19 protein-coding genes are annotated in these 22443 nt (G+C 69.4%); 4 read left to right on the top strand and 15 right to left on the bottom strand.

Annotated elements, in window-relative coordinates:
- Positions 1-43: 43 nt before the first annotated feature.
- Positions 44-505, bottom strand: coding sequence for a carboxymuconolactone decarboxylase family protein (locus EJ357_RS27225; RefSeq protein WP_126394194.1), 462 nt, complete (start codon positions 503-505; stop codon positions 44-46).
- 238 nt (positions 506-743) lie between these two features.
- Here EJ357_RS27225 and fahA point away from each other — a divergent pair, with 238 nt between their 5' ends.
- From fahA to EJ357_RS27205, 4 genes are all read left to right on the top strand, one after another.
- On the top strand, positions 744-1967 hold the full coding sequence (fahA, locus tag EJ357_RS27220) for a fumarylacetoacetase (RefSeq protein ID WP_126394193.1): 1224 nt from the start codon (positions 744-746) through the stop codon (positions 1965-1967).
- Between the two features lie 133 nt (positions 1968-2100).
- On the top strand, positions 2101-2898 hold the full coding sequence (locus EJ357_RS27215) for a hypothetical protein (RefSeq protein WP_126394192.1): 798 nt from the start codon (positions 2101-2103) through the stop codon (positions 2896-2898).
- Entirely contained in the window at positions 2895-3272 is a 378-nt protein-coding gene (locus EJ357_RS27210) for a GntR family transcriptional regulator (protein ID WP_126394191.1), read from the top strand. The genes EJ357_RS27215 and EJ357_RS27210 overlap by 4 nt, the downstream gene beginning before the upstream one ends.
- A 254-nt stretch (positions 3273-3526) precedes the next feature.
- A complete protein-coding gene (locus EJ357_RS27205) occupies positions 3527-4465 on the top strand; it encodes a M56 family metallopeptidase (RefSeq protein WP_126394190.1) in 939 nt (312 codons plus the stop codon).
- Positions 4466-4639: 174 nt separating this feature from the next.
- Here EJ357_RS27205 and recQ read toward each other — a convergent pair whose 3' ends face one another.
- From recQ to EJ357_RS27135, 14 genes are all read right to left on the bottom strand, one after another.
- Complete coding sequence (gene recQ, locus EJ357_RS27200; RefSeq protein ID WP_126394189.1) at positions 4640-6682, bottom strand: DNA helicase RecQ; 2043 nt, start codon at positions 6680-6682, stop codon at positions 4640-4642.
- A 162-nt stretch (positions 6683-6844) separates the two neighbouring features.
- Positions 6845-8494, bottom strand: coding sequence for an NADH-quinone oxidoreductase subunit NuoN (gene nuoN / locus EJ357_RS27195; RefSeq protein ID WP_126394188.1), 1650 nt, complete (start codon positions 8492-8494; stop codon positions 6845-6847).
- Positions 8491-10062: an NADH-quinone oxidoreductase subunit M gene (locus tag EJ357_RS27190; protein ID WP_126394187.1), complete on the bottom strand. Its 1572-nt coding sequence runs from the start codon at positions 10060-10062 to the stop codon at positions 8491-8493. Before EJ357_RS27190 ends, nuoN begins: the two co-directional genes overlap by 4 nt.
- A gap of 5 nt (positions 10063-10067) precedes the next feature.
- Complete coding sequence (gene nuoL, locus EJ357_RS27185) at positions 10068-11981, bottom strand: NADH-quinone oxidoreductase subunit L (RefSeq protein ID WP_126394186.1); 1914 nt, start codon at positions 11979-11981, stop codon at positions 10068-10070.
- 15 nt (positions 11982-11996) lie between these two features.
- A complete protein-coding gene (gene nuoK, locus EJ357_RS27180; RefSeq protein ID WP_107904232.1) occupies positions 11997-12296 on the bottom strand; it encodes an NADH-quinone oxidoreductase subunit NuoK in 300 nt (99 codons plus the stop codon).
- A complete protein-coding gene (locus EJ357_RS27175; RefSeq protein ID WP_126394185.1) occupies positions 12293-13135 on the bottom strand; it encodes an NADH-quinone oxidoreductase subunit J in 843 nt (280 codons plus the stop codon). The genes nuoK and EJ357_RS27175 overlap by 4 nt, the downstream gene beginning before the upstream one ends.
- Positions 13132-13734 carry an NADH-quinone oxidoreductase subunit NuoI gene (nuoI, locus tag EJ357_RS27170; protein ID WP_126394184.1) on the bottom strand — a complete coding sequence of 201 codons (603 nt, stop codon included), beginning with the start codon at positions 13732-13734 and terminating at the stop codon, positions 13132-13134. The genes EJ357_RS27175 and nuoI overlap by 4 nt, the downstream gene beginning before the upstream one ends.
- Positions 13727-15091: an NADH-quinone oxidoreductase subunit NuoH gene (gene nuoH, locus EJ357_RS27165; protein WP_126394183.1), complete on the bottom strand. Its 1365-nt coding sequence runs from the start codon at positions 15089-15091 to the stop codon at positions 13727-13729. The genes nuoI and nuoH overlap by 8 nt, the downstream gene beginning before the upstream one ends.
- Entirely contained in the window at positions 15088-17592 is a 2505-nt protein-coding gene (locus EJ357_RS27160; protein WP_126394182.1) for an NADH-quinone oxidoreductase subunit G, read from the bottom strand. Before EJ357_RS27160 ends, nuoH begins: the two co-directional genes overlap by 4 nt.
- A complete protein-coding gene (nuoF, locus tag EJ357_RS27155; protein WP_126394181.1) occupies positions 17589-18938 on the bottom strand; it encodes an NADH-quinone oxidoreductase subunit NuoF in 1350 nt (449 codons plus the stop codon). Before nuoF ends, EJ357_RS27160 begins: the two co-directional genes overlap by 4 nt.
- Positions 18938-19810: an NADH-quinone oxidoreductase subunit NuoE gene (nuoE, locus tag EJ357_RS27150; protein ID WP_126394180.1), complete on the bottom strand. Its 873-nt coding sequence runs from the start codon at positions 19808-19810 to the stop codon at positions 18938-18940. Before nuoE ends, nuoF begins: the two co-directional genes overlap by 1 nt.
- On the bottom strand, positions 19807-21129 hold the full coding sequence (locus tag EJ357_RS27145; RefSeq protein ID WP_126394179.1) for an NADH-quinone oxidoreductase subunit D: 1323 nt from the start codon (positions 21127-21129) through the stop codon (positions 19807-19809). The genes nuoE and EJ357_RS27145 overlap by 4 nt, the downstream gene beginning before the upstream one ends.
- Positions 21126-21887 carry an NADH-quinone oxidoreductase subunit C gene (locus EJ357_RS27140; protein WP_126394178.1) on the bottom strand — a complete coding sequence of 254 codons (762 nt, stop codon included), beginning with the start codon at positions 21885-21887 and terminating at the stop codon, positions 21126-21128. Before EJ357_RS27140 ends, EJ357_RS27145 begins: the two co-directional genes overlap by 4 nt.
- A complete protein-coding gene (locus EJ357_RS27135) occupies positions 21884-22438 on the bottom strand; it encodes a NuoB/complex I 20 kDa subunit family protein (protein WP_003998928.1) in 555 nt (184 codons plus the stop codon). Before EJ357_RS27135 ends, EJ357_RS27140 begins: the two co-directional genes overlap by 4 nt.
- Between the last annotated feature and the right edge of the window lie 5 nt (positions 22439-22443).

Genomic DNA, 22443 nt, shown 5'->3' with positions numbered 1-22443 from the left:
TATTCCGCTTCCGGATGACAACTGCCCTCCGCTTGTGGCGATTTCACCCCCACGTGGTGCCCGCGGGCTCCTTGATGGTGGTGTTGATTCGGTTGAACATGTTGGTGACGCCGATGGTGAGGATCAGCGCCGACAGTTCCTTCTCGTCGAAGTGGTCGGCGACTTCGTCCCACAGCGCGTCCGGCACCGACTCGTGCGAACGGTCCGCGAGCCTCGTCATCGCCTCGGTCAGCTGCAGCGCGGCACGCTCGGCGTCGGTGAACCAGGGCGCCTCGCGCCAGGCGGAGACGGCGTCGATCCGCTCGTCGCTCGCCCCCGCCTTGCGCAGATTGGCCGTGTGGCCGTGCACACAGGCGCCGCACCCGTTGATCTGACTGGCGCGCAGCCCGACGATCTCGGCCAGCTCCTGGGACAGGCCCCCCTCGCCGATCGCCTGGTACAGCGTGCCGATCCCCTTCATCGCGCCGGAGAGGACGTACGCCGGGTTGGTCATCCGTGCCTGCATGGTTCCCGCCTCCTGGGTGAGTGCTTGCGTCTTCACTGCACTGACGAAGCGGCCAAGGCATGTGTGACCGACCTGCCGAAGATTTCTCCCGAGCAGTTCCCTGAGCGCGGCGACCTGGTGATTCGCCCTCCTCGGAGACGCGAGCTCCGCACTGCACAAGACAGCCGACTCACACGTAACGTGTGGCCCGACTACATGGCAATGGCACACGGAGCGGATGAGAGTGAGGCAGCACCCCATGCCCCCCTTCGATCTCCCCGAGGGCGACCCCTTCGGCACGCACAACCTCCCGTACGGCGTCTTCTCCCTCCCCGGCTCGGACTCCGCGCGCAGGGTCGGCGTCCGGCTCGGCGACCACGTCCTCGACGCGGGCAAGGCGGCCTACGCGCTCGGCTCGCCGTACGCCCCGCTGCTCGCCCAGGACTCCCTGAACCCGCTGCTCGCCGCCGGCCGCACCACCTGGTCGGACGTACGGCGCGCGTTGACGGCGTGGGTGACGGTCCCCGCCCACCAGGAGGCCATCGCGGACCTCCTCCATCCGCTGTCCTCGGTGACCCTGCACCTCCCCTTCGAGGTCGCCGACTACGTCGACTTCTACGCCTCCGAGAACCACGCCCGGAACGTCGGCCAGATCTTCCGCCCCGACGCGGCGGACTCCCTGACCCCCAACTGGAAGCACCTGCCGATCGGCTACCACGGCCGCTCGGGCACGGTGGTGGTCTCCGGCACGGAGGTCGTACGCCCCTCCGGCCAGCGCAAGGCACCCACCGACCCGGCCCCCGTCTTCGGCCCGTCGGTCCGCCTGGACATCGAGGCCGAGGTCGGCTTCGTGGTCGGCGTCCCGTCCCAGATGGGCAAGCCGGTGGCCCTGGGCGACTTCCGTGAGCACGTCTTCGGGCTCTGCCTGTTGAACGACTGGTCGGCACGAGACATCCAGGCCTGGGAGTACGTCCCCCTCGGCCCGTTCCTCGGCAAGTCCTTCGCCACGTCGGTGTCGGCCTGGATCACCCCGCTGGACGCGCTGGAGGAGGCCCGGGTGGCACCGCCGGAGCGGACGCACCCCCTGCTGCCGTACCTGGACGACTCCGACCCCTCGGCGGAACCCGACGGCTACGACCTGCGTATCTCGGTGGCCATCAACGGCCACGTCGTCTCCGAGCCTCCCTTCTCCACCATGTACTGGACCGCCGCCCAGCAACTCGCCCACATGACCGTGAACGGCGCCTCGCTGCGCACCGGCGACCTGTACGGCTCCGGCACGGTGAGCGGCCCGACGGAGCGCGAGCGCGGGTCGCTGCTGGAGCTGACCTGGAACGGCCGCGATCCTCTTGAACTCCCGGACGGCAAGCGGACGTTCCTGGAGGACGGCGACGTGGTGACCCTGTCCGCCTGGGCCGCGGGGCCGGGTGGGGTGCGCGTGGGACTGGGCGAGGTCACCGGGCAGGTTGTAGCAAGCAGTTGACACAAAACCCGGAGAGGCCGCATCTTGTACTCACCGCGTGACACAAGCGGTGAGTACAAGGCTGCGTAAGTTCCACCTCTGCGTATGAGCCATCTCTGCGTACGAGCCATCTCCACGGGGGTCTGTGTTTCCCATGCTCGAAGCCGGTTCGCGTCCATCCACGTCGGCGCCCGCGTCCCGCGCGCCTGTCGACCGCTACGCCCGCTGGGCGGGCCTGGCCGTCGGAGTGTCGGCCGCCTTCTGGCTGCCGCCCCTGAACAACGGAGAGGGCCCCCTCTACGCCATCCTCGCGTTCGGCCTGTGCGCGGTCGCCGGAGTGCTTCTCGGCGACGCGCTGACCGCGCCGCGCCGGGGCACCGTACGCACGGCCGGCCTCACCCCACGCCGGGTCCGGCACTACGTCCCGCCTCGCATGACCCTGCTCCTGCTCGGCCTCGCGGCCGCACTGATCGTCCTGCTGACCGCGGCAGCCGCGGTGGCGTCGCCGGACGACCTGGGCCGTGCGGGGCGCGCGCTCACGGTGGCCTGCGGAGGCGTGACGCATTCGTACACGCCTTGGCCCGGCCTCTACTACGGCCTTCCCGTCCTGGCCTCCCTCGCCCTCTCCACAGCCGCCTGCGGCTGGTCCCTGCGGCGCATCGCGACCCGCCCCGGCGATGAACAGTCCCGCCGCGACCGGACGTTGGCGATCGTCGCGGCGTGGGGGTTGGTGGTCTCGTCCTCCCTGTTCGGCGTGGCCTCGACGGTGTCGGGCGCGCTGATGAGCACGACGTGCGACGGCGTGGCCGGAGTCGTGGGGAACTGGACGGTGTGGCCGCTCGGACTGCTCGCCCTGATCACGGCACCGTGGTGCCTGTTCACGATCGTCTCGCCCCGGGCGACGGCGTGGAAGGACCGTCGGGCCGGCACCGGCAGGGACAGCCACCGGTGAGCAGGGCGGCCCAGCGCGTCGACACGAACAGCCCGGTCCCGCCGTACGAACAGATCCGAGCCCAGCTCGCCGCCCCGATCTCCACGGGCCGCCTCGCGGAGGGCGAACTCCTGCCGACGGTATGGCAGTTGACCCCAGACCTGGGGCCGGCAACGGGAACCGTGGCACGGGCGTACCGCGAACCGGAAGCAGCATCCCTGATCCGCACCCGACGAGGCGCGGGCAGCCGCGTCGCCCCTCTCCCCGCAGGCATCCACCGTCCGCATCGGGACGAACTGGCCGCACCGGCACGGAGGTTGGCAGCGGAGGCTCGCGCACTGGGCGCGAACGACACAGAGGTGGAGGCGGCGATCGGGGAGGCACTACGGGGGTAGGGGGCGACGGCGATCCGGGAGGCACTACGGGGGTAGGGCGCGACGGCGATCCGGGAGGCACCGCGAGCGTAGAAGGCAGTGGCGTAGGCCGCCCTGCCGGCCTACGCACCGTGCCCCAAAGCGAGTTCGGCGACTCTTCACCGCTGACTCCGGCGATCGTCACCGTCATACTGGCTGGCGGTGGTGTGTTCCTCGCCCACCGCCCCGCACGTCCGCCCACGCACCTCCCCTGACCAGGATCCGGAGCCTCCGGCATGACCTTCTGCCTGCTCCTGTTGAGCACCGTCGCTCTGACAGCAGCCGTGCCCGTTCCGCGTGCGCTGACCCGAGCCGCATGGCCCGAACGGGAACCCGTGGTCGCCCTCTGGGTGTGGCAGTGCCTGGTCGCCACCGTCCTGCTGTCCTGCCTGACGGCCCTGGCCCTGGGCACCGCCGCCGTGTTCGGCACGGTACGCGCCCAGCTCTTCGCTCCGGCGCCGCCGTCGGTGACCGAGGCGTACGACCTCTCGGCCGCGCCCGCCTGGGCGGCCGCGCTCAGCGTGCTGCTGGCCTGCGGTGCCGCCTGGACGACCGCGATGCTGGCCCGCGAGCTCGTCGAGGCGCGGCGGCGACGCGGCCAGGCCAGGGCCCACCTGCGGGAACGCGCCCCTGAGCTGCCGGCGAGCCTGGGCTCCGCGCGCGGCCCGCTGCTGGTGCTGGAGGACGAGTACCCCGACGCCTGGTGGATGCCCGGCAACCCACCCCAGCTGATCGTCACCACGGGCGCCCTGCACCGCCTGACCGACCACCAGCTCGACGCCGTCCTCACCCACGAGCGTGGCCACGCCCAAGCCCGCCACGACTGGCTGCTGCACCTCTCCACCGCGCTGGCCACCGGATTCCCCCGCATCCCGTTGTTCGCCCACTTCTGCGACCAGACCCACCGCCTGGTCGAGCTGGCCGCCGACGACACGGCGTCCCGTCGCTGCGGTCACCTGACGACGGCGCTGGCCCTGATCGAGCTCAACCAGCACCGGGGCGTTCTCTCCTGCTCCTCCACCAACCGTCTCCTGGGCGAACGCGTCAACCGCCTCCTGCAGCCCCCGCCCCGCCTGAGCCACCGCCACCGCGCCCTCACCACGACGCTGGCGGCCCTGGTGCCGCTGCTCCCGCTCCTGATCACGTTCGCACCGGGGCTCACGGCACTGGGCTGAGGCCGGATCGAGAGATCAGGGATCGAGGTATCGAGGGATCGAGGGCAGGAGTACCGGCGAAGGTGCGTAGGCCGGACGCAGCCCCGCGCTGACCGGGCGTAGCCTGCGCCCCCCTTGCCGCCTCAACAGCACGGCTGCCCGCAGGTTTCGCGGCGTCGGTCCGGCCCGCTACGTCTACGCCCAGTCCTCCGGCTCCGGCTCCGCTTCCATCTCAGGCCAGTCGTCCGCCCCGAGATCCGACCGCGAATCCACCCCCGGATCCATCCCCGGGTCCGCCTCGGCCGCCGCGCCCACGCCGGTCTCTCCCCGCACCGAACGCAACACCTCGAGCACCCCCTCGCCATACGTCGCCAGCTTCTTCTCCCCGACCCCGCTGACGCCCCCGAGCTCCCGCACGGACCCCGGCCACACCGTGACGATCTCCCGCAGCGTCGCGTCATGGAAGATCACATACGCCGGGACGCCCTGCTCCCGGGCCTGCTCGGCACGCCAGGCCCGCAGCGCCTCGAAGGCCGGTACCAGCTCCTGCGCCAACTCGGCCACCGCGGCCTTCGCCTTGCGCTCCCCCCGCCCGGAGCCCGCGGAACCAGACCCCGACGCCGACCGCGAGGTCGCCGGCTTCTTCGGCTCCTTGCGCAGCGGAACCTCCCGCTCCCGCCGCAGCACGGTCCCACTGGCCTCGGTCAGCACGAGCGTCCCGTACTCCCCCTCGACCGCGAGCAGCCCCTGCGCCAGCAACTGCCGGATGACGCCCCGCCATTCGCCCTCGGCCAGCTCCTCGCCGATGCCGAACACCGACAGCTGGTCATGGTCGAACTGGATCACCTTGCCCGTGCGCTTGCCCAGCAGGATGTCGACGATCTGCAACGCGCCGAACTTCTGTCCTCGCTCCCGCTGCAGCCGCACCACCGTCGACAGCACCTTCTGCGCCGCGATCGTGCCGTCCCAGGTCTCCGGCGGGGTGAGGCAGGTGTCGCAGTTGCCGCAGCCCACCGGATCCGGGTCCTGACCGAAGTAGGCGAGCAGCTGACCTCGTCGGCACCGAGCCGTCTCGCACAGCGCCAGCATCGCGTCCAGGTGCGCGGCGGCACGGCGCCGGAACGCCTCGTCGCCCTCGCCCGACTGGATCAGCTTGCGCTGCTGTATGACGTCGTTGAGGCCGTAGGCCATCCACGCCGTGGAGGGCAGTCCGTCACGACCGGCGCGGCCCGTCTCCTGGTAGTAGCCCTCGACCGACTTGGGCAGGTCGAGGTGGGCGACGAAGCGTACGTCGGGCTTGTCGATGCCCATCCCGAAGGCGATGGTCGCCACCACCACCAGGCCTTCCTCCCGCAGGAACCTGGACTGGTGCGCCGCGCGCGTGCCCGCGTCCAGGCCGGCGTGGTACGGCACCGCCTCGATGCCGTTGCGGGTCAGGAACTCTGCCGTCGACTCCACCGACTTGCGCGACAGGCAGTAGACGATGCCCGCGTCACCCGCGTGCTCCTCCCGCAGGAAGCTCAGCAACTGCTTCTTCGGGTCCGCCTTCGGCACGATCCGGTACTGGATGTTGGGCCGGTCGAAGCTCGCCACGAAATGCCGGGCCGTCGGCATGTTCAGCCGCTGGGTGATCTCCTCGTGCGTCGCCCGCGTGGCCGTCGCGGTGAGCGCGATCCGCGGGACGTCCGGCCAGCGCTCGCCGAGCAGGGAGAGGGTCAGATAGTCGGGGCGGAAGTCGTGGCCCCACTGGGACACACAGTGCGCCTCGTCGATCGCGAAGACGGCGATCTTGCCGCGCGACAGCAGGTCCAGCGTCGAGTCGAGCCGCAGTCGCTCCGGCGCGAGGTAGAGCAGGTCCAGCTCGCCCGCCAGAAACTCCGCCTCCACCACCCGCCGCTCGTCGAAGTCCAGAGTGGAGTTGACGAACCCGGCCCGCACACCGAGCGCCCGCAGCGCGTCCACCTGGTCCTGCATCAGCGCGATGAGCGGCGAGACGACGATGCCGGTACCCGGTCTGACCAGGGACGGGATCTGGTAGCACAACGACTTGCCGCCGCCGGTCGGCATGAGCACGACGGCGTCCCCGCCGCCCGCCACATGCTCGATGACCGCTTCCTGCTCACCCCGGAAGGCGTCGTACCCGAAGACCCGGTGCAGCGTGGCGAGCGCCTCGCTCTCTGTCCCGCCTGCCGCCTCGGTCACCCTTGGCATCTCCCTGATCCCACCCGTCGCACCCATCGCCATGCCCCCGTACGTCGTCCCTCGACCACTGCATCCACGATAGGGGCCGCCACGGACATCACCGGAGTTATCCACAGGCTCCTCCCCCGCCCGCCACAGCAGAGAGGCTCGGCTCCCTCGGAAGGGAGCCGAGCCGCTGCCGTGCTCACAGGCGCCGCGTCAGCGCACGAACACTCCCGCCTGGCTCGCCAGGTCCAGGAAGTACTGCGGAGCCACGCCCAGCACCAGCGTGACCGCGACGCCGACCCCGATCGCCGTCATCGTCAGCGGCGACGGCACCGCGACTGTCGGCCCCTCCGGGTTCGGCTCGCTGAAGAACATCAGGACGATGACCCGGATGTAGAAGAACGCCGCGATCGCGGACGAGATCACACCGACCACGACCAGCGGGCCCGCCCCGCCCTCCGCCGCCGCCTTGAACACGGCGAACTTGCCGGCGAAGCCGGAGGTCAGCGGAATGCCGGCGAAGGCCAGCAGGAACACCGCGAACACAGCCGCGACCAGCGGTGAACGACGGCCGAGGCCGGCCCACTTGGACAGGTGCGTCGCCTCACCGCCGGCGTCGCGCACCAGCGTCACCACCGCGAACGCGCCGATCGTCACGAACGAGTACGCGCCCAGGTAGAAGAGGACCGACGACACACCGGACGGCGTGGCCGCGATGACACCCGCGAGGATGAAGCCCGCGTGCGCGATGGACGAGTACGCCAACAGCCGCTTGATGTCCGTCTGCGTGATCGCGACGATCGCACCGCCGAGCATGGTGACGATCGCCACACCCCACAGGACCGGCCGCCAGTCCCAGCGCAGCCCGGGCAGGACGACGTACAGAATGCGCAGCAGCGCACCGAACGCGGCCACCTTGGTCGCCGCCGCCATGAACCCGGTCAACGGCGTCGGCGCACCCTGGTACACGTCCGGCGTCCACATGTGGAACGGCACCGCGCCCACCTTGAACAGCAGCCCCATGACGATCATCGCGGCGCCGATGAGCAGCAGCGCGTCGTTGCCCATCGTGTCCGCGAGCGCCGGGGTGACGTCCGGGACCGTGCCGTCGACGACCTGCGCGATCGTCGCGTACGACACGGAGCCCGCGTACCCGTACAGCAGCGCGATGCCGAACAGCGTGAACGCGGAGGCGAAGGCACCCAGCAGGAAGTACTTGACCGCGGCCTCCTGCGACATGAGCCGCTTGCGGCGGGCCAGCGCGCACATCAGGTACAGCGGGAGCGAGAAGACTTCCAGGGCGATGAACAGTGTCAGCAGGTCGTTGGCCGCCGGGAAGATCAGCATGCCGGCGACCGCGAACATCAGCAGCGGGAACACCTCGGTCGTGGTGAACCCGGCCTTCACGGCGGCCTTCTCGCTGTCGCTGCCCGGCACGGCCGCGGCCTGCGCGGCGAAGGAGTCGACCCGGTTGCCGTGCGCCGCCGGGTCGAGTCGCCGCTCGGCGAAGGTGAACAGGCCGACCAGGCCCGCCAGCAGGATCGTGCCCTGCAGGAAGAGGGCGGGTCCGTCGACGGCGATCGCACCCATCGCGGCGATGCCCGACTTGGTCGTCGCGTACCCGCCGGCCGCCAGCGCGACGACCGCCGCGAAGGCCGCGACGAGCGCCACGACGGAGACGAACACCTGCGCGTAGTAGCGGGACCTGCGCGGCAGGACCGCCTCGATCAGCACCCCGACGATCGCCGCGCCGACGACGATCAGGGTGGGCGACAACTGTCCGTACTCGATCTTCGGCGCGTCGATCTTCGAGATCGGGTCGGCCGCGGTTGTCCACAGGCTGTGGACGGCTGATGCGCTCACTTGGCCGCCTCCACCTCGGGCTGGGGGTCCTTCTTCTGTACGTCGGACATGGTCTGCTCGACCGCCGGGTTGACGATGTCCGTGAGGGGCTTCGGGTAGACGCCCAGGAAGATCAGCAGTACGACCAGCGGGGCGACGACCACGAGTTCACGCACCCTGAGGTCGGGCATCGCCGAGACCTCCGGCTTCACCGGGCCCGTCATCGTCCTCTGGTAGAGGACGAGGGTGTAGAGCGCGGCGAGCACGATGCCGAAGGTGGCGATGATGCCGACCGCCGGGTAGCGGGTGAACGTGCCGACCAGCACCAGGAACTCACTCACGAAGGGTGCCAGTCCCGGCAGCGACAGGGTCGCCAGGCCGCCGACCAGGAAGGTGCCGGCGAGCACGGGCGCGACCTTCTGCACACCGCCGTAGTCGGCGATGAGCCGCGAGCCGCGCCGCGAGATCAGGAAGCCGGCCACCAGCATCAGCGCGGCCGTCGAGATCCCGTGGTTGACCATGTACAGCGTCGCGCCGGACTGGCCCTGGCTGGTCATCGCGAAGATGCCCATGATGATGAAGCCGAAGTGCGAGATCGACGCGTACGCCACCAGCCGCTTGATGTCGCGTTGCCCGACAGCGAGCAGTGCGCCGTAGATGATGCTGATCAGCGCCAGGACGAGGATCGCGGGCGTCGCCCACTTGCTGGCCTCCGGGAAGAGCTGGAGGCAGAAGCGGAGCATCGCGAAGGTGCCCACCTTGTCGACGACCGCGGTGATGAGGACGGCGACCGGAGCGGTGGCCTCCCCCATCGCGTTGGGCAGCCAGGTGTGCAGCGGCCACAGCGGCGCCTTCACCGCGAAGGCGAAGAAGAAGCCCAGGAACAGCCAGCGTTCGGTGTTGGTCGCCATGTCCAGCTGACCGCTGGCGCGGGCCTCGGCGATCTCCGTGAGCGAGAAGTTCCCGGCGACCACGTAGAGGCCGATCACCGCGGCCAGCATGATCAGTCCGCCGACCAGGTTGTAGAGCAGGAACTTCACGGCCGCGTAGGACCGTTGCGTCGCCGCCACCTTCTCGCCGTGCTCGTGGGCACGGTCCCCGAAGCCGCCGATGAGGAAGTACATCGGGATGAGCATGGCTTCGAAGAGGATGTAGAAGAGGAAGACGTCGGTGGCCTCGAAGGAGAGGATCACCATCGCCTCGACGGCCAGGATCAGGGCGAAGAAGCCCTGCGTCGGCCGCCAGCGGCTGCTGCCGGTCTCCAGCGGGTCGGCGTCGTGCCAGCCCGCGAGGACGATGAACGGGATCAGCAGCGCCGTCAGCGCGATCAGGGCGACCGCGATGCCGTCCACGCCGAGTTCGTACCGGACCCCGAAGTCCGCGATCCAGGCGTGGGATTCGGTGAGCTGGTAGCGGTCGCCGTCCGGGTCGAAGCGGACCAGGACGGTGATCGCGAGGGCGAGCGTGGCGAGCGAGAAGAGCAGCGCGAGCCACTTGGCGGCGGTGCGCTGTGCGGCCGGTACGGCGGCCGTGGCGATCGCCCCGATCGCCGGGAGCGCCGCCGTCGCTGTCAGCAGAGGAAAGGACATCGGTATCAGACCGCCCTCATCAGCAGGGTCGCGGCGATGAGGATCGCCGCACCGCCGAACATCGAGACCGCGTACGACCGCGCGAAGCCGTTCTGCAGCTTGCGCATCCGTCCGGACAGGCCGCCCATCGAGGCCGCCGTGCCGTTGACGACGCCGTCGACCAGGGTGTGGTCGACGTACACCAGGGAGCGCGTGAGGTGCTCGCCGCCGCGTACGAGGACGACGTGGTTGAAGTCGTCCTGGAGCAGGTCACGCCGGGCGGCCCGGGTGAGCAGCGACCCGCGCGGGGCGACGACCGGGACCGGGCGGCGGCCGTACTGGCCGTAGGCGACGGCGACGCCGATGACCATGCACGCGACGGTCGCGCCGGTGACCACGCCCGCGCTGATCGGCGGGTGGCCGTGCTCGAACCCGGTGATGGGCTCCAGCCAGTGCACGAAGCGTTCACCGATGCTGAAGAACCCACCGGCGGCCACCGACCCGACGGCCAGCACGATCATCGGGATCGTCATGACCTTGGGCGACTCGTGCGGATGCGGCTCGTTGCCCTTCTCGTCGGGCTGCCAGCGCTTCTCACCGAAGAACGTCATCAGCATCACGCGCGTCATGTAGTACGCGGTGATGGCCGCGCCCAGCAGCGCGCAACCACCCAGGATCCAGCCCTCGGTGCCGCCCTTGGCGAACGCCGCCTCGATGATCTTGTCCTTGGAGAAGAAGCCGGACAGACCCGGGAAGCCGATGATCGCGAGATAGCCGAGGCCGAAGGTGACGAAGGTGACCGGCATGTACTTGCGCAGGCTGCCGTACTTGCGCATGTCGACCTCGTCGTTCATGCCGTGCATGACCGATCCGGCGCCGAGGAACAGCCCGGCCTTGAAGAAGCCGTGCGTCACCAGGTGCATGATCGCGAAGGCGTAGCCGATGGGGCCGAGGCCCGCGGCGAGGATCATGTAGCCGATCTGCGACATGGTCGAGCCCGCCAGCGCCTTCTTGATGTCGTCCTTCGCACAACCGACGATCGCACCGAAGAGGAGCGTGACGGCACCGACGATCGTGACGACCAACTGGGCGTCGGGCGCCGCGTTGAAGATCGCTCCGGAGCGGACGATCAAGTAGACGCCCGCGGTCACCATCGTCGCCGCGTGGATGAGGGCCGAGACCGGGGTCGGGCCCTCCATCGCGTCCCCGAGCCAGGACTGCAGCGGCACCTGGGCCGACTTGCCGCACGCGGCGAGCAACAGCATCAGGCCGATGGCGGTGAGCCTGCCCTCGCTCGTGTCGGCGACGAGCCCGGCCTCCTCGCCGGTGCCGAGCACCGGACCGAAGGCGAAGGTGCCGAACCACAGGAACATCAGCATGATCGCGATCGACAGGCCCATGTCGCCGACGCGGTTGACCAGGAAGGCCTTCTTCGCGGCGGTGGCGGCGCTGGGCTTGTGCTGCCAGAAGCCGATGAGCAGGTAGGAAGCGAGGCCGACGCCTTCCCAGCCGACGTACAGCAGCAGGTAGTTGTCGGCGAGGACGAGCAGCAGCATCGCCGCGAGGAACAGGTTCAGATAGCCGAAGAAGCGGCGGCGCCGCTCGTCGTGCTCCATGTACCCGACCGAGTACAGGTGGATCAGCGAGCCGACGCCGGTGATCAGCAGCACGAACGTCACCGACAGCTGGTCGAGGCGGAAGGCGACGTCCGCCTGGAAGCCCTCGACCGGGATCCAGCTGTACAGGTGCTGGGTGAGCGTGCGGTGTTCGGCGTCCTTGCCCAGCAGGTCGGCGAAGAGGATCACACCGAACACGAAGGAGACGAACGACAGAAGCGTGCCGACCCACTGGCCCACGGCGTCGAGGCGCCGGCCGCCGCACAGCAGTAGGGCCGCTCCGAGCAGGGGCGCCGCGATCAGCAGCGCAATCAGGTTCTCCACGATTCTTCCGACCCCTTAGAGCTTCATCAGGCTGGCGTCGTCGACCGAGGCCGAGTGGCGGGAACGGAACAGCGACACGATGATCGCCAGCCCGACGACGACCTCGGCGGCGGCGACGACCATCGTGAAGAAGGCGATGATCTGGCCGTCGAGATTGCCGTGCATCCGGGAGAAGGCGACGAGCGTCAGGTTGCAGGCGTTGAGCATGAGCTCGATGCACATGAAGACGACGATCGCGTTGCGCCTGATCAGCACGCCGGTGGCGCCGATCGTGAACAACAGGGCCGCGAGATAGATGTAGTTGACCGGGTTCACTTCGACGCCTCCTCCGGCCGCTTGAAGGTCGACGGCTCGATGGCGGTCCGCTCCAGCCGTTCCTCCGCGCGCTGTTCCAGGGCCCTGAGATCGTTGAGCGCCTCGGCGGACACGTCCCGGATCTGGCCGCGCTCGCGCAGGGTCTTGCTGACCGTGAGGTCGGACGGGGTGCCGTCGGGCAGCAGGCCGGCGATGTCGACCGCGTTGTGCCGGGCGTACACGCCGGGCGCCGGCAGCGGCGGGACGTGCTTGCCTTCGCGGACGCGCTGTTCGGACAGCTCGCGCTGGGTCTTGGCGCGCTCGGTGCGCTCGCGGTGGGTGAGCAGCATCGCGCCGACGGTGGCCGTGATGAGCAGGGCGCCGGTGATCTCGAAGGCGAAGACGTACTTGGTGAAGATGAGGGTCGCGAGGCCCTCCACATTGCCGTTCGCGTTCGCCTGGCCGAGGCCGTTGAACTCCTTCAACGAGGCGTTCCCGATGCCCGCGACGAGCAGGATGCCGAAGCCGAGCCCACAGAGGAGGGCCAGCCACCGCTGGCCCTTGATGGTTTCCCTCAGGGAGTCCGCGGCCGTGACGCCGACCAGCATCACCACGAACAGGAACAGCATCATGATCGCGCCGGTGTAGACGATGATCTGCACGACGCCCAGGAAGTAGGCGCCGTTGGCGAGGTAGAAGACAGCCAGAATGATCATGGTCCCGGCGAGACAGAGCGCGCTGTGCACGGCCTTCTTCATGAAGACGGTGCACAGGGCGCCGATCACGGCGACGGTGCCGAGGATCCAGAACTGGAACGCCTCGCCGGTGGAGGTGGAGTAGGCGGCGAGCTGCGCGCTCATGCTTCCACCTCCTGATCCTCGGGCTTCTCTCCCTTGGACGTGGCGACCTGGCGCTCGGTGCCGGGCGCGGCCTCCGTCACCAGACCCCGGTAGTAGTCCTGCTCGTCGGTCCCCGGGTAGATGGCGTGGGGCGTGTCGACCATGCCGTCCTCAAGACCGGCGAGCAGCTGCTCCTTGGTGTAGATGAGGTTGGCGCGGCTGGAGTCGGCGAGCTCGAACTCGTTGGTCATCGTGAGCGCGCGCGTGGGGCACGCCTCGATGCACAGCCCGCACAGGATGCAGCGGGCGTAGTTGATCTGGTAGACGCGGCCGTACCGCTCGCCCGGCGAGTAGCGCTCCTCGTCGGTGTTGTCGGCACCCTCCACATAGATGGCGTCGGCGGGGCAGGCCCAGGCGCACAGCTCACAGCCGACGCACTTCTCCAGGCCGTCCGGATGGCGGTTGAGCTGGTGCCGTCCGTGGAAGCGCGGAGCGGTGGTCTTCTGCTGCTCCGGGTACTGCTCGGTCAGCCGCTTCTTGAACATGGCCTTGAAGGTCACGCCGAAGCCGGCCACGGGGTTCTGGAAACCGGGCTTGGTCTCCTTGGGCTCCTCAGCCATCGGACGCCTCCTTTCCATCCAGAGATCCATCACTCTGAGTATCGGGCCCACCACTGACAATCAGCTCGCGCTCCCGGCGCGAACGGCGTCGCGGCACCGGCGGAAGCTCCTGTCCGGGCAGTGGCGGTACGGGGAATCCGCCCGCCATCGCGTCGAAGCCGGCGGGTTCCTCGGCGGGCTCCCCGGCCGCCTTCGTCCGCTCGCGGAACATGTCCACGACGAAGGAGAGGAGCAGCAGCGCGAGGATGCCGCCGCCGACGTAGAGGGCGATATCGGCGAATTCGTAGTTCTCGTTGCGAAGAGTCCGCACGGTCGCGACGAGCATCAGCCAGACGACGGAGACCGGGATGAGGACCTTCCAGCCGAGCTTCATCAGCTGGTCGTAGCGGACGCGAGGCAGCGTGCCGCGCAGCCAGATGAAGAAGAAGAGCAGCAGCTGAACCTTGATCACGAACCAGAGCAGCGGCCACCAGCCGTGGTTCGCGCCCTCCCAGAAGGCGCTGACCGGATACGGGGCCCGCCAGCCGCCCAGGAAGAGCGTCACCGACACCGCGGAGACCGTCACCATGTTCACGTACTCGGCGAGCATGAACATCGCGAACTTGATCGACGAGTACTCGGTGTTGAAGCCGCCGACGAGGTCGCCCTCGGACTCCGGCATGTCGAAGGGGGCGCGGTTGGTCTCGCCGACCATCGTGATGATGTAGATCACGAAGGAGACCGGCAGCAGGACGATGTACCACCGGTCCTGCTGCGCCTCGACGATCGCCGACGTCGACATCGACCCGGAGTAGAGGAACACCGAGGCGAAGGCGGCGCCCATGGCGATCTCGTACGAGATCATCTGCGCGCAGGAGCGAAGGCCGCCGAGCAGCGGGTAGGTGGATCCGGAACTCCAACCCGCCAGCACGATGCCGTAGATGCCCACCGAGGCGACCGCGAGGATGTAGAGCATCGCGATCGGCAGGTCGGTGAGCTGCATCGTGGTGCGCTGGCCGAAGATCGAGATCTCGTTGCCGGCCGGGCCGAAGGGGATCACCGCGATCGCCATGAAGGCCGGGATGGCCGCGACGATCGGCGCGAGGACGTAGACCACCTTGTCCGCGCGTTTGACGATGACGTCTTCCTTCAGCATCAGCTTGATGCCGTCGGCGAGCGACTGGAGCATGCCCCAGGGGCCGTGCCGGTTGGGGCCGATGCGCAGCTGCATCCAGGCGACGACCTTGCGCTCCCAGACGATGGAGAACAGCACGGTCACCATCAGGAAGGCGAAGCAGAACACCGCCTTGATGACGACCAGCCACCAGGGGTCGGTGCCGAACATCGACAGGTCTTCAGCGGCGAGGTACGGGCTCATGCCTCCACCTCCTCGGGGGCCTCGGTCGCGAGGGTCGCCGGGCCGATGCGGACGAGTGCGCCGGGCAGCGCCCCGGTGTCGGAGGCGACGCCGCCACCGGTGGAGTTCAGCGGGAGCCAGACCACGCGGTCGGGCATCTCGGTGATCTGAAGTGGGAGTTCGACGACTCCGGCAGGGCCGGTCACGGCCAGTACGTCGCCGTTCTTGATGCCGGCCTCGGCGGCCGTGGCGGCCGACACGCGCGCGTGGGCCGCGTGTCGCGTCCCGGCGAGCGCCTCGTCGCCCTGCTGGAGGAGGCCCTGGTCGAGCAGCAGCCGGTGCCCGGCGAGGACTGCCTCACCAGCGGCCGGTCGCGGCAACTGGGCCCCGCTCTCCAGGGGTCCGGTGGCCCGAGGTCCGTCCCAGGGGCCGAGCCGGTCGATCTCCGCGCGCGTGGTGCGCAGATCCGGCAGACCCAGGTGTACGTCCATGGCGTCGGCCAGCATCTGCAGCACGCGCGCGTCGGTCGGGGCCAGGTGGCGGGTCATCTGGTCGGGCTTGAGCGCGGCCTCGAAGAAGCGCGCCCGGCCCTCCCAGTTGAGGAAGGTGCCGGCCTTCTCCGCGACCGCTGCGACGGGAAGCACGACGTCGGCGAGTTCGGTCACCTCACCGGGCCGCAACTCGAGCGACACCACGAAGCCGACCTCGGCGAGCGCCTCACGCGCGCGTGCCGGATCGGGCAGGTCGGCGACCTCGACGCCCGCGACCAGCAGGGCCTGGAGTTCGCCGGTCGCGGCGGCCTCGACGATCTGGCCGGTGTCCCGGCCGTAGCGGAGCGGGAGTTCGGACAGGCCCCATACGGCGGCGACCTCCTCACGCGCGCGCGGGTCGGTCGCGGGACGTCCGCCCGGCAGCAGCGACGGCAGCGCACCGGCCTCGACGGCACCGCGCTCCCCCGCCCTGCGCGGGATCCACACCAGCTCGGCGCCGGTCGCGGACGCCGCCCGCACTGCGGCGGTGAGCCCGCCCGCCACAGCGGCCAGCCGCTCACCGACGACGATCACCGCGCCCTCGGTGCGCAGCGCCTCGGCGGCCTTCGCCCCGTCGTCCTCCAGGCCGACCCCGCTCGCCAGCGCGTCCAGCCACTCGGTCTCGGTCCCGGGAGCGGCGGGCAGCAGCGTGCCGCCGGCCTTCTCCAGGCCGCGCGTCGTGTGCGTGGCGAGCGAGAAGACCTTCTGCCCGTGCCCCCGCCAGGCCTTGCGCAGCCGCAGGAAGATGCCGGGCGCCTCCTCCTCGGCCTCGAATCCGGCCAGCAGGACGGCCGGCGCCTTCTCCAGAGAGGTGTACGACACGCCCGTACCGTCGAGGTCACGGCCGCGACCGGCGATCCGGGCCGCCAGGAAATCGGCTTCCTCACCGCTGTGCACGCGCGCGCGGAAGTCGATGTCGTTGGTGTCGAGCGCCACGCGCGCGAACTTGCTGTACGCGTAGGAGTCCTCGACGGTGAGCCGGCCGCCGGTCAGAACGCCGGTCCGGCCGCGCGAGGCGAGCAGCCCCTGGGCCGCGATCTGCAGCGCCTCCGGCCACGAGGCCGGTTCGAGGTCGCCCTCGGCGTTGCGCACGAGCGGTGTCTGAAGCCGGTCGCGCTGCTGGGCGTACCGGAACGCGAACCGCCCCTTGTCGCAGATCCACTCCTCGTTGACCTCGGGGTCGTTGGCCGCGAGCCGCCGCATGACCTTGCCGCGCCGGTGATCCGTACGGGTCGCGCAGCCGCCGGAGCAGTGCTCGCACACCGACGGCGAGGAGACGAGGTCGAAGGGGCGGGAGCGGAACCGGTACGCCGCCGAGGTGAGCGCGCCGACCGGGCAGATCTGGATGGTGTTGCCGGAGAAGTACGACTCGAACGGGTCGCCCTCACCGGTGCCGACCTGCTGCAGCGCGCCACGCTCGACCAGCTCGATCATCGGGTCGCCCGCGACCTGGTTGGAGAACCGGGTGCAGCGGGCGCACAGCACACACCGCTCGCGGTCGAGCAGTACCTGCGTGGAGATCGGGACGGGCTTCTCGTACGTCCGCTTGCGGCCCTCGAAGCGGGACTCGGCGTGCCCGTGCGACATGGCCTGGTTCTGCAGCGGGCACTCGCCGCCCTTGTCGCAGACCGGGCAGTCCAGCGGGTGGTTGATGAGCAGGAGCTCCATCACACCCTGCTGGGCCTTCTCGGCGACCGGCGAGGTGAGGTGGGTCTTCACGACCATGCCGTCGGTGCAGGTGATCGTGCAGGACGCCATCGGCTTGCGCTGGCCCTCGACCTCGACGATGCACTGGCGGCAGGCACCGGCCGGGTCGAGAAGGGGGTGGTCGCAAAAGCGCGGGATCTCGATGCCGAGCTGCTCGGCGGCCCGGATGACCAGGGTGCCCTTGGGCACGCTGATCTCGATGCCGTCGATCGTCAGCGTCACGAGATCTTCCGGCGGGACCGCCGCCTCTCCCCCTCCCAAGGGGGCGCTGGTGGTCACAGTCATGCGTGTACCTCCGTGCGGTGGTCGGCCCAGGCCGTCGACTTGGCCGGGTCGAAGGGGCAGCCGCGGCCCGTGATGTGCTGCTCGTACTCCTCGCGGAAGTACTTCAGCGAGGAGAAGATCGGCGAGGCGGCGCCGTCGCCGAGGGCGCAGAAGGACTTGCCGTTGATGTTGTCGGCGATGTCGTTCAGCTTGTCGAGGTCGCTCATCACGCCCTTGCCGGCCTCGATGTCGCGCAGCAACTGCACGAGCCAGTACGTGCCTTCGCGGCAGGGGGTGCACTTGCCGCAGGACTCGTGGGCGTAGAACTCGGTCCAGCGGGTGACGGCGCGTACGACGCAGGTCGTCTCGTCGAAGCACTGGAGCGCCTTCGTGCCGAGCATGGAACCGGCGGCGCCCACTCCTTCGTAGTCGAGGGGGACGTCGAGGTGCTCGTCGGTGAACATCGGCGTCGAGGAGCCGCCGGGCGTCCAGAACTTCAGGCGATGGCCGGGGCGCATGCCGCCGCTCATCTCGAGGAGCTGGCGGAGTGTGATGCCGAGCGGTGCCTCGTACTGGCCGGGGCTGGCGACATGGCCGCTGAGCGAGTAGAGCGTGAAGCCGGGGGACTTCTCGCTGCCCATCGACCGGAACCATTCCTTGCCCCGATGCAGAATCGCGGGAACCGACGCGATCGACTCGACGTTGTTCACAACAGTCGGGCAGGCGTAGAGACCTGCCACCGCAGGGAAGGGGGGACGAAGCCGCGGTTGACCACGGCGGCCTTCGAGCGAGTCGAGCAGTGCGGTCTCCTCACCGCAGATGTACGCGCCCGCGCCCGCGTGCACGGTGAGTTCCAGGTTCAGGCCACTGCCCAGGATGTTCTCGCCGAGGAAGCCGGCCGCGTAGGCCTCGCGCACGGCCTCGTGCAACCGCCGCAGAACAGGGACGACTTCACCACGCAGATAGATGAAGGCATGCGAAGACCTGATGGCATAACACGCGATGACGATGCCCTCGATGAGGCTGTGCGGGTTCGCGAAGAGGAGCGGAATGTCCTTGCAGGTTCCGGGCTCCGATTCGTCGGCGTTGACAACTAGATAGTGCGGTTTTCCATCACCCTGGGGAATGAACTGCCATTTCATTCCCGTCGGGAATCCCGCGCCGCCGCGCCCGCGCAGACCTGAGTCCTTGACGTACGCGATCAGGTCGTCCGGCGACATGGCGAGCGCCTTGCGAAGTCCCTCGTATCCTTCGTGCCTTCGGTAGACGTCCAGCGTCCAGGACCTGTCCTCGTCCCAGAAGGCCGACAGCACGGGTGCGAGCAGCTTCTCGGGGCTGGTGTCTTTCAGCTCGGGTGCCAAGGTCATCACTCCCCCTCCTCGGCGGCAGGCCCTGCCGGGTGGGCTGGGTCGGATGCCGATGTGTCCTGCGGCGCGTCATGAGAACTGAGGTGTTCGGCCGGCGACGGCTCGTGCACCGTGCTGTCCTGCGGCTCCTCGTGCGGGCCGCCCTCCCGCGGATGGACCACGCGCGCGGGTGCGGTCTCTCCCCTGGCCAGGCGGAGGCCCACCAGCGACGCCGGTCCCGCACTGCCGCTCTCCTCGACGGCCCCGGGCCGCTCGTCGGGGAATCCGGCCAGAATCCGCGCGGTCTCCTTGAAGGTGCACAGCCGGGCCCCGCGCGTCGGCTCGACGGGCCTGCCCTCGCGCAGGTCGTCGACGAGGCGCTTGGCGCTCGTCGGGGTCTGGTTGTCGAAGAACTCCCAGTTGACCATCACGACCGGCGCGAAGTCGCAGGCCGCGTTGCACTCGATGTGCTCCAGGGTGACCTTGCCGTCGTCGGTGGTCTCGCCGTTGCCGACGCCCAGGTGCTCCTGGAGCTCCTCGAAGATCGCGTCACCGCCCATCACCGCACACAGGGTGTTGGTGCAGACGCCCACCTGGTAGTCACCGGAGGGCTTCCGCCGGTACATGGTGTAGAAGGTGGCGACCGCGGTGACCTCGGCCGTGGTCAGGTGCAGCATGTCCGCGCAGAACCGCATCCCGGTGCGCGTGACATGGCCCTCCTCCGACTGCACGAGGTGCAGCAACGGCAGAAGGGCGGACCGGGAGTCCGGGTATCGGGCGATGACGTCGCGCGCGTCCCTCTCGAGCCGCTCTCGAACGTCGTCCGGATAGCCGGGCGCGGGCAGTTCGGGCATGCCCAGGCTGACGCCCCGCTCGGAAGAACTGGTGGTCACCGGTCGACGCCTCCCATCACGGGGTCGATGGACGCGACGGCGACGATGACGTCGGCGACCTGGCCGCCCTCGCACATCGCCGCCATGGCCTGCAGGTTGGTGAAGGACGGGTCACGGAAGTGGACCCGGAAGGGGCGGGTGCCGCCGTCGGAGACGGCATGCACGCCGAGTTCGCCCTTGGGTGACTCGACGGCCGCGTACGCCTGTCCCGGCGGGACGCGGAAGCCCTCGGTGACCAGCTTGAAGTGGTGGATCAGGGCCTCCATGGAGGTGCCCATGATCTTCTTGATGTGGTCGAGGGAGTTGCCGAGCCCGTCGGGGCCCAGGGCGAGCTGGGCGGGCCAGGCGATCTTCTTGTCGGCGACCATGACCGGGCCGGGCTGGAGCCGGTCCAGGCACTGCTCGACGATTCCGAGCGACTGACGCATCTCTTCCAGGCGGATCAGGAAGCGCCCGTAGGAGTCGCAGGTGTCGGCGGTCGGGATCTCGAAGTCGTAGGTCTCGTAGTCGCAGTACGGCTGCGACTTGCGCAGGTCGTGCGGGAGGCCGGTGGAGCGCAGGATCGGGCCGGTGGCGCCGAGGGCCATGCAGCCGGCCAGGTCGAGATAGCCGATGTCCTGCATGCGGGCCTTGAAGATGGGGTTCCCGGTGGCGAGCTTGTCGTACTCCGGGAGGTTCTTCTTCATCTTCTTCACGAACTCGCGGATCTGGTCCACCGCGCCGGGCGGCAGGTCCTGGGCGAGTCCGCCGGGCCGGATGTACGCGTGGTTCATGCGCAGGCCCGTGACCAGCTCGTAGATGTCGAGAATCATTTCACGATCACGGAATCCGTAGATCATGATCGTGGTGGCGCCGAGCTCCATGCCGCCGGTGGCGATGCACACCAGGTGGGAGGAGAGCCGGTTCAGCTCCATCAGGAGCACCCGGATGATCTTGGCGCGCTCGCTGATCTGGTCCTCGATGCCGAGGAGCTTCTCGACGGCGAGACAGTAGGCGGTCTCGTTGAAGAAGGACGTCAGGTAGTCCATGCGCGTCACGAACGTGGTGCCCTGCGTCCAGGTCCGGTACTCGAGGTTCTTCTCGATGCCGGTGTGGAGATAGCCGATGCCGCAGCGGGCCTCGGTGACGGTCTCGCCGTCGATCTCCAGGATCAGGCGGAGCACCCCGTGGGTGGAGGGGTGCTGGGGACCCATGTTGAGGACGATGCGCTCGTCGTCGGCGCGGGCCGCGGCCTGGACGACCTCGTCCCAGTCGCCACCGGTGACCGTATATACGGTGCCCTCGGTGGTCTCACGGGCGGCTGCTGACTGCGTGCTCACGAGTACGACCTCCGCTGGTCCGGAGCCGGGATCTGGGCGCCCTTGTACTCGACGGGGATGCCGCCGAGGGGGTAGTCCTTGCGCTGCGGGTGGCCCTGCCAGTCGTCCGGCATCATGATCCGCGTCAGGGCGGGGTGACCGTCGAAGACGATGCCGAAGAAGTCGTACGTCTCGCGCTCGTGCCAGTCGTTCGTCGGGTACACGGCGACGAGCGACGGGATGTGCGGGTCGCTGTCGGGGGCGCTGACTTCGAGACGGATCAGCCGGTTGTGGGTGATCGAGCGCAGGTGGTAGACGGCGTGCAGCTCGCGGCCCTTGTCGGTCGGGTAGTGGACGCCGCTGACGCCGGTGCACAGTTCGAAGCGCAGGGCCGGGTCGTCCCGCAGGGTGCGGGCGACCCGGACGAGGTGTTCACGCTCGATGTGGAAGGTGAGTTCGCCGCGGTCGACGACCGTCTTCTCGATGGCGTTGTCGGGCAGGAGTCCCTGTTCCTCCAGCGCGCCCTCGAGTTCGTCGGCGACCTCGTCGAACCAGCCGCCGTACGGCCTGCTCGCCGGTCCCGGGAGCCGGACCGAGCGGACCAGGCCGCCGTAGCCGGAGGTGTCGCCTCCGTTGTTGGCGCCGAACATGCCGCGCTGGACGCGGATCTCCTCGCCGCCCTGGCCGCGCTGACCGGGGAGGTTGGAGGCGGAGAGGTCCTTCTCGGGGTTGACCCCGTTCGACCCGTTTGCCCCGTTGGTGCCGTTCGCGTCGCTCACCGCAGCAGCCCCTTCATCTCGATCGTGGGCAGGGCCTTGAGCGCCGCTTCCTCAGCCTCGCGGGCGGCCTCCTCGGCGTTCACGCCGAGCTTGGAGGTCTGGATCTTCTGGTGAAGCTTGAGGATGGCGTCCATCAGCATCTCGGGCCGTGGCGGGCAGCCCGGGAGATAGATGTCGACCGGGACGATGTGGTCGACGCCCTGCACGATCGCGTAGTTGTTGAACATGCCGCCCGAGGAGGCGCAGACCCCCATGGAGATCACCCACTTGGGGTTCGGCATCTGGTCGTAGACCTGCCGGAGCACCGGCGCCATCTTCTGGCTGACCCGGCCGGCGACGATCATCAGGTCGGCCTGGCGCGGGGATCCGCGGAAGACCTCCATGCCGAAGCGCGCCAGGTCGTAGCGGCCGGCGCCGGTGGTCATCATCTCGATGGCGCAGCAGGCGAGGCCGAAAGTGGCCGGGAAGACGGACGCCTTGCGCACCCACCCCGCGGCCTGCTCGACGGTGGTCAGCAGGAATCCGCTCGGCAGCTTTTCTTCGAGTCCCATGTCGT

The organism is Streptomyces cyaneochromogenes, assembly GCF_003963535.1.
GTDB lineage: Bacteria > Actinomycetota > Actinomycetes > Streptomycetales > Streptomycetaceae > Streptomyces > Streptomyces shaanxiensis.
The sequence above is the reverse complement of the archived record's forward strand: the minus strand, read 5'-3'. Positions and strand labels throughout refer to the sequence as shown.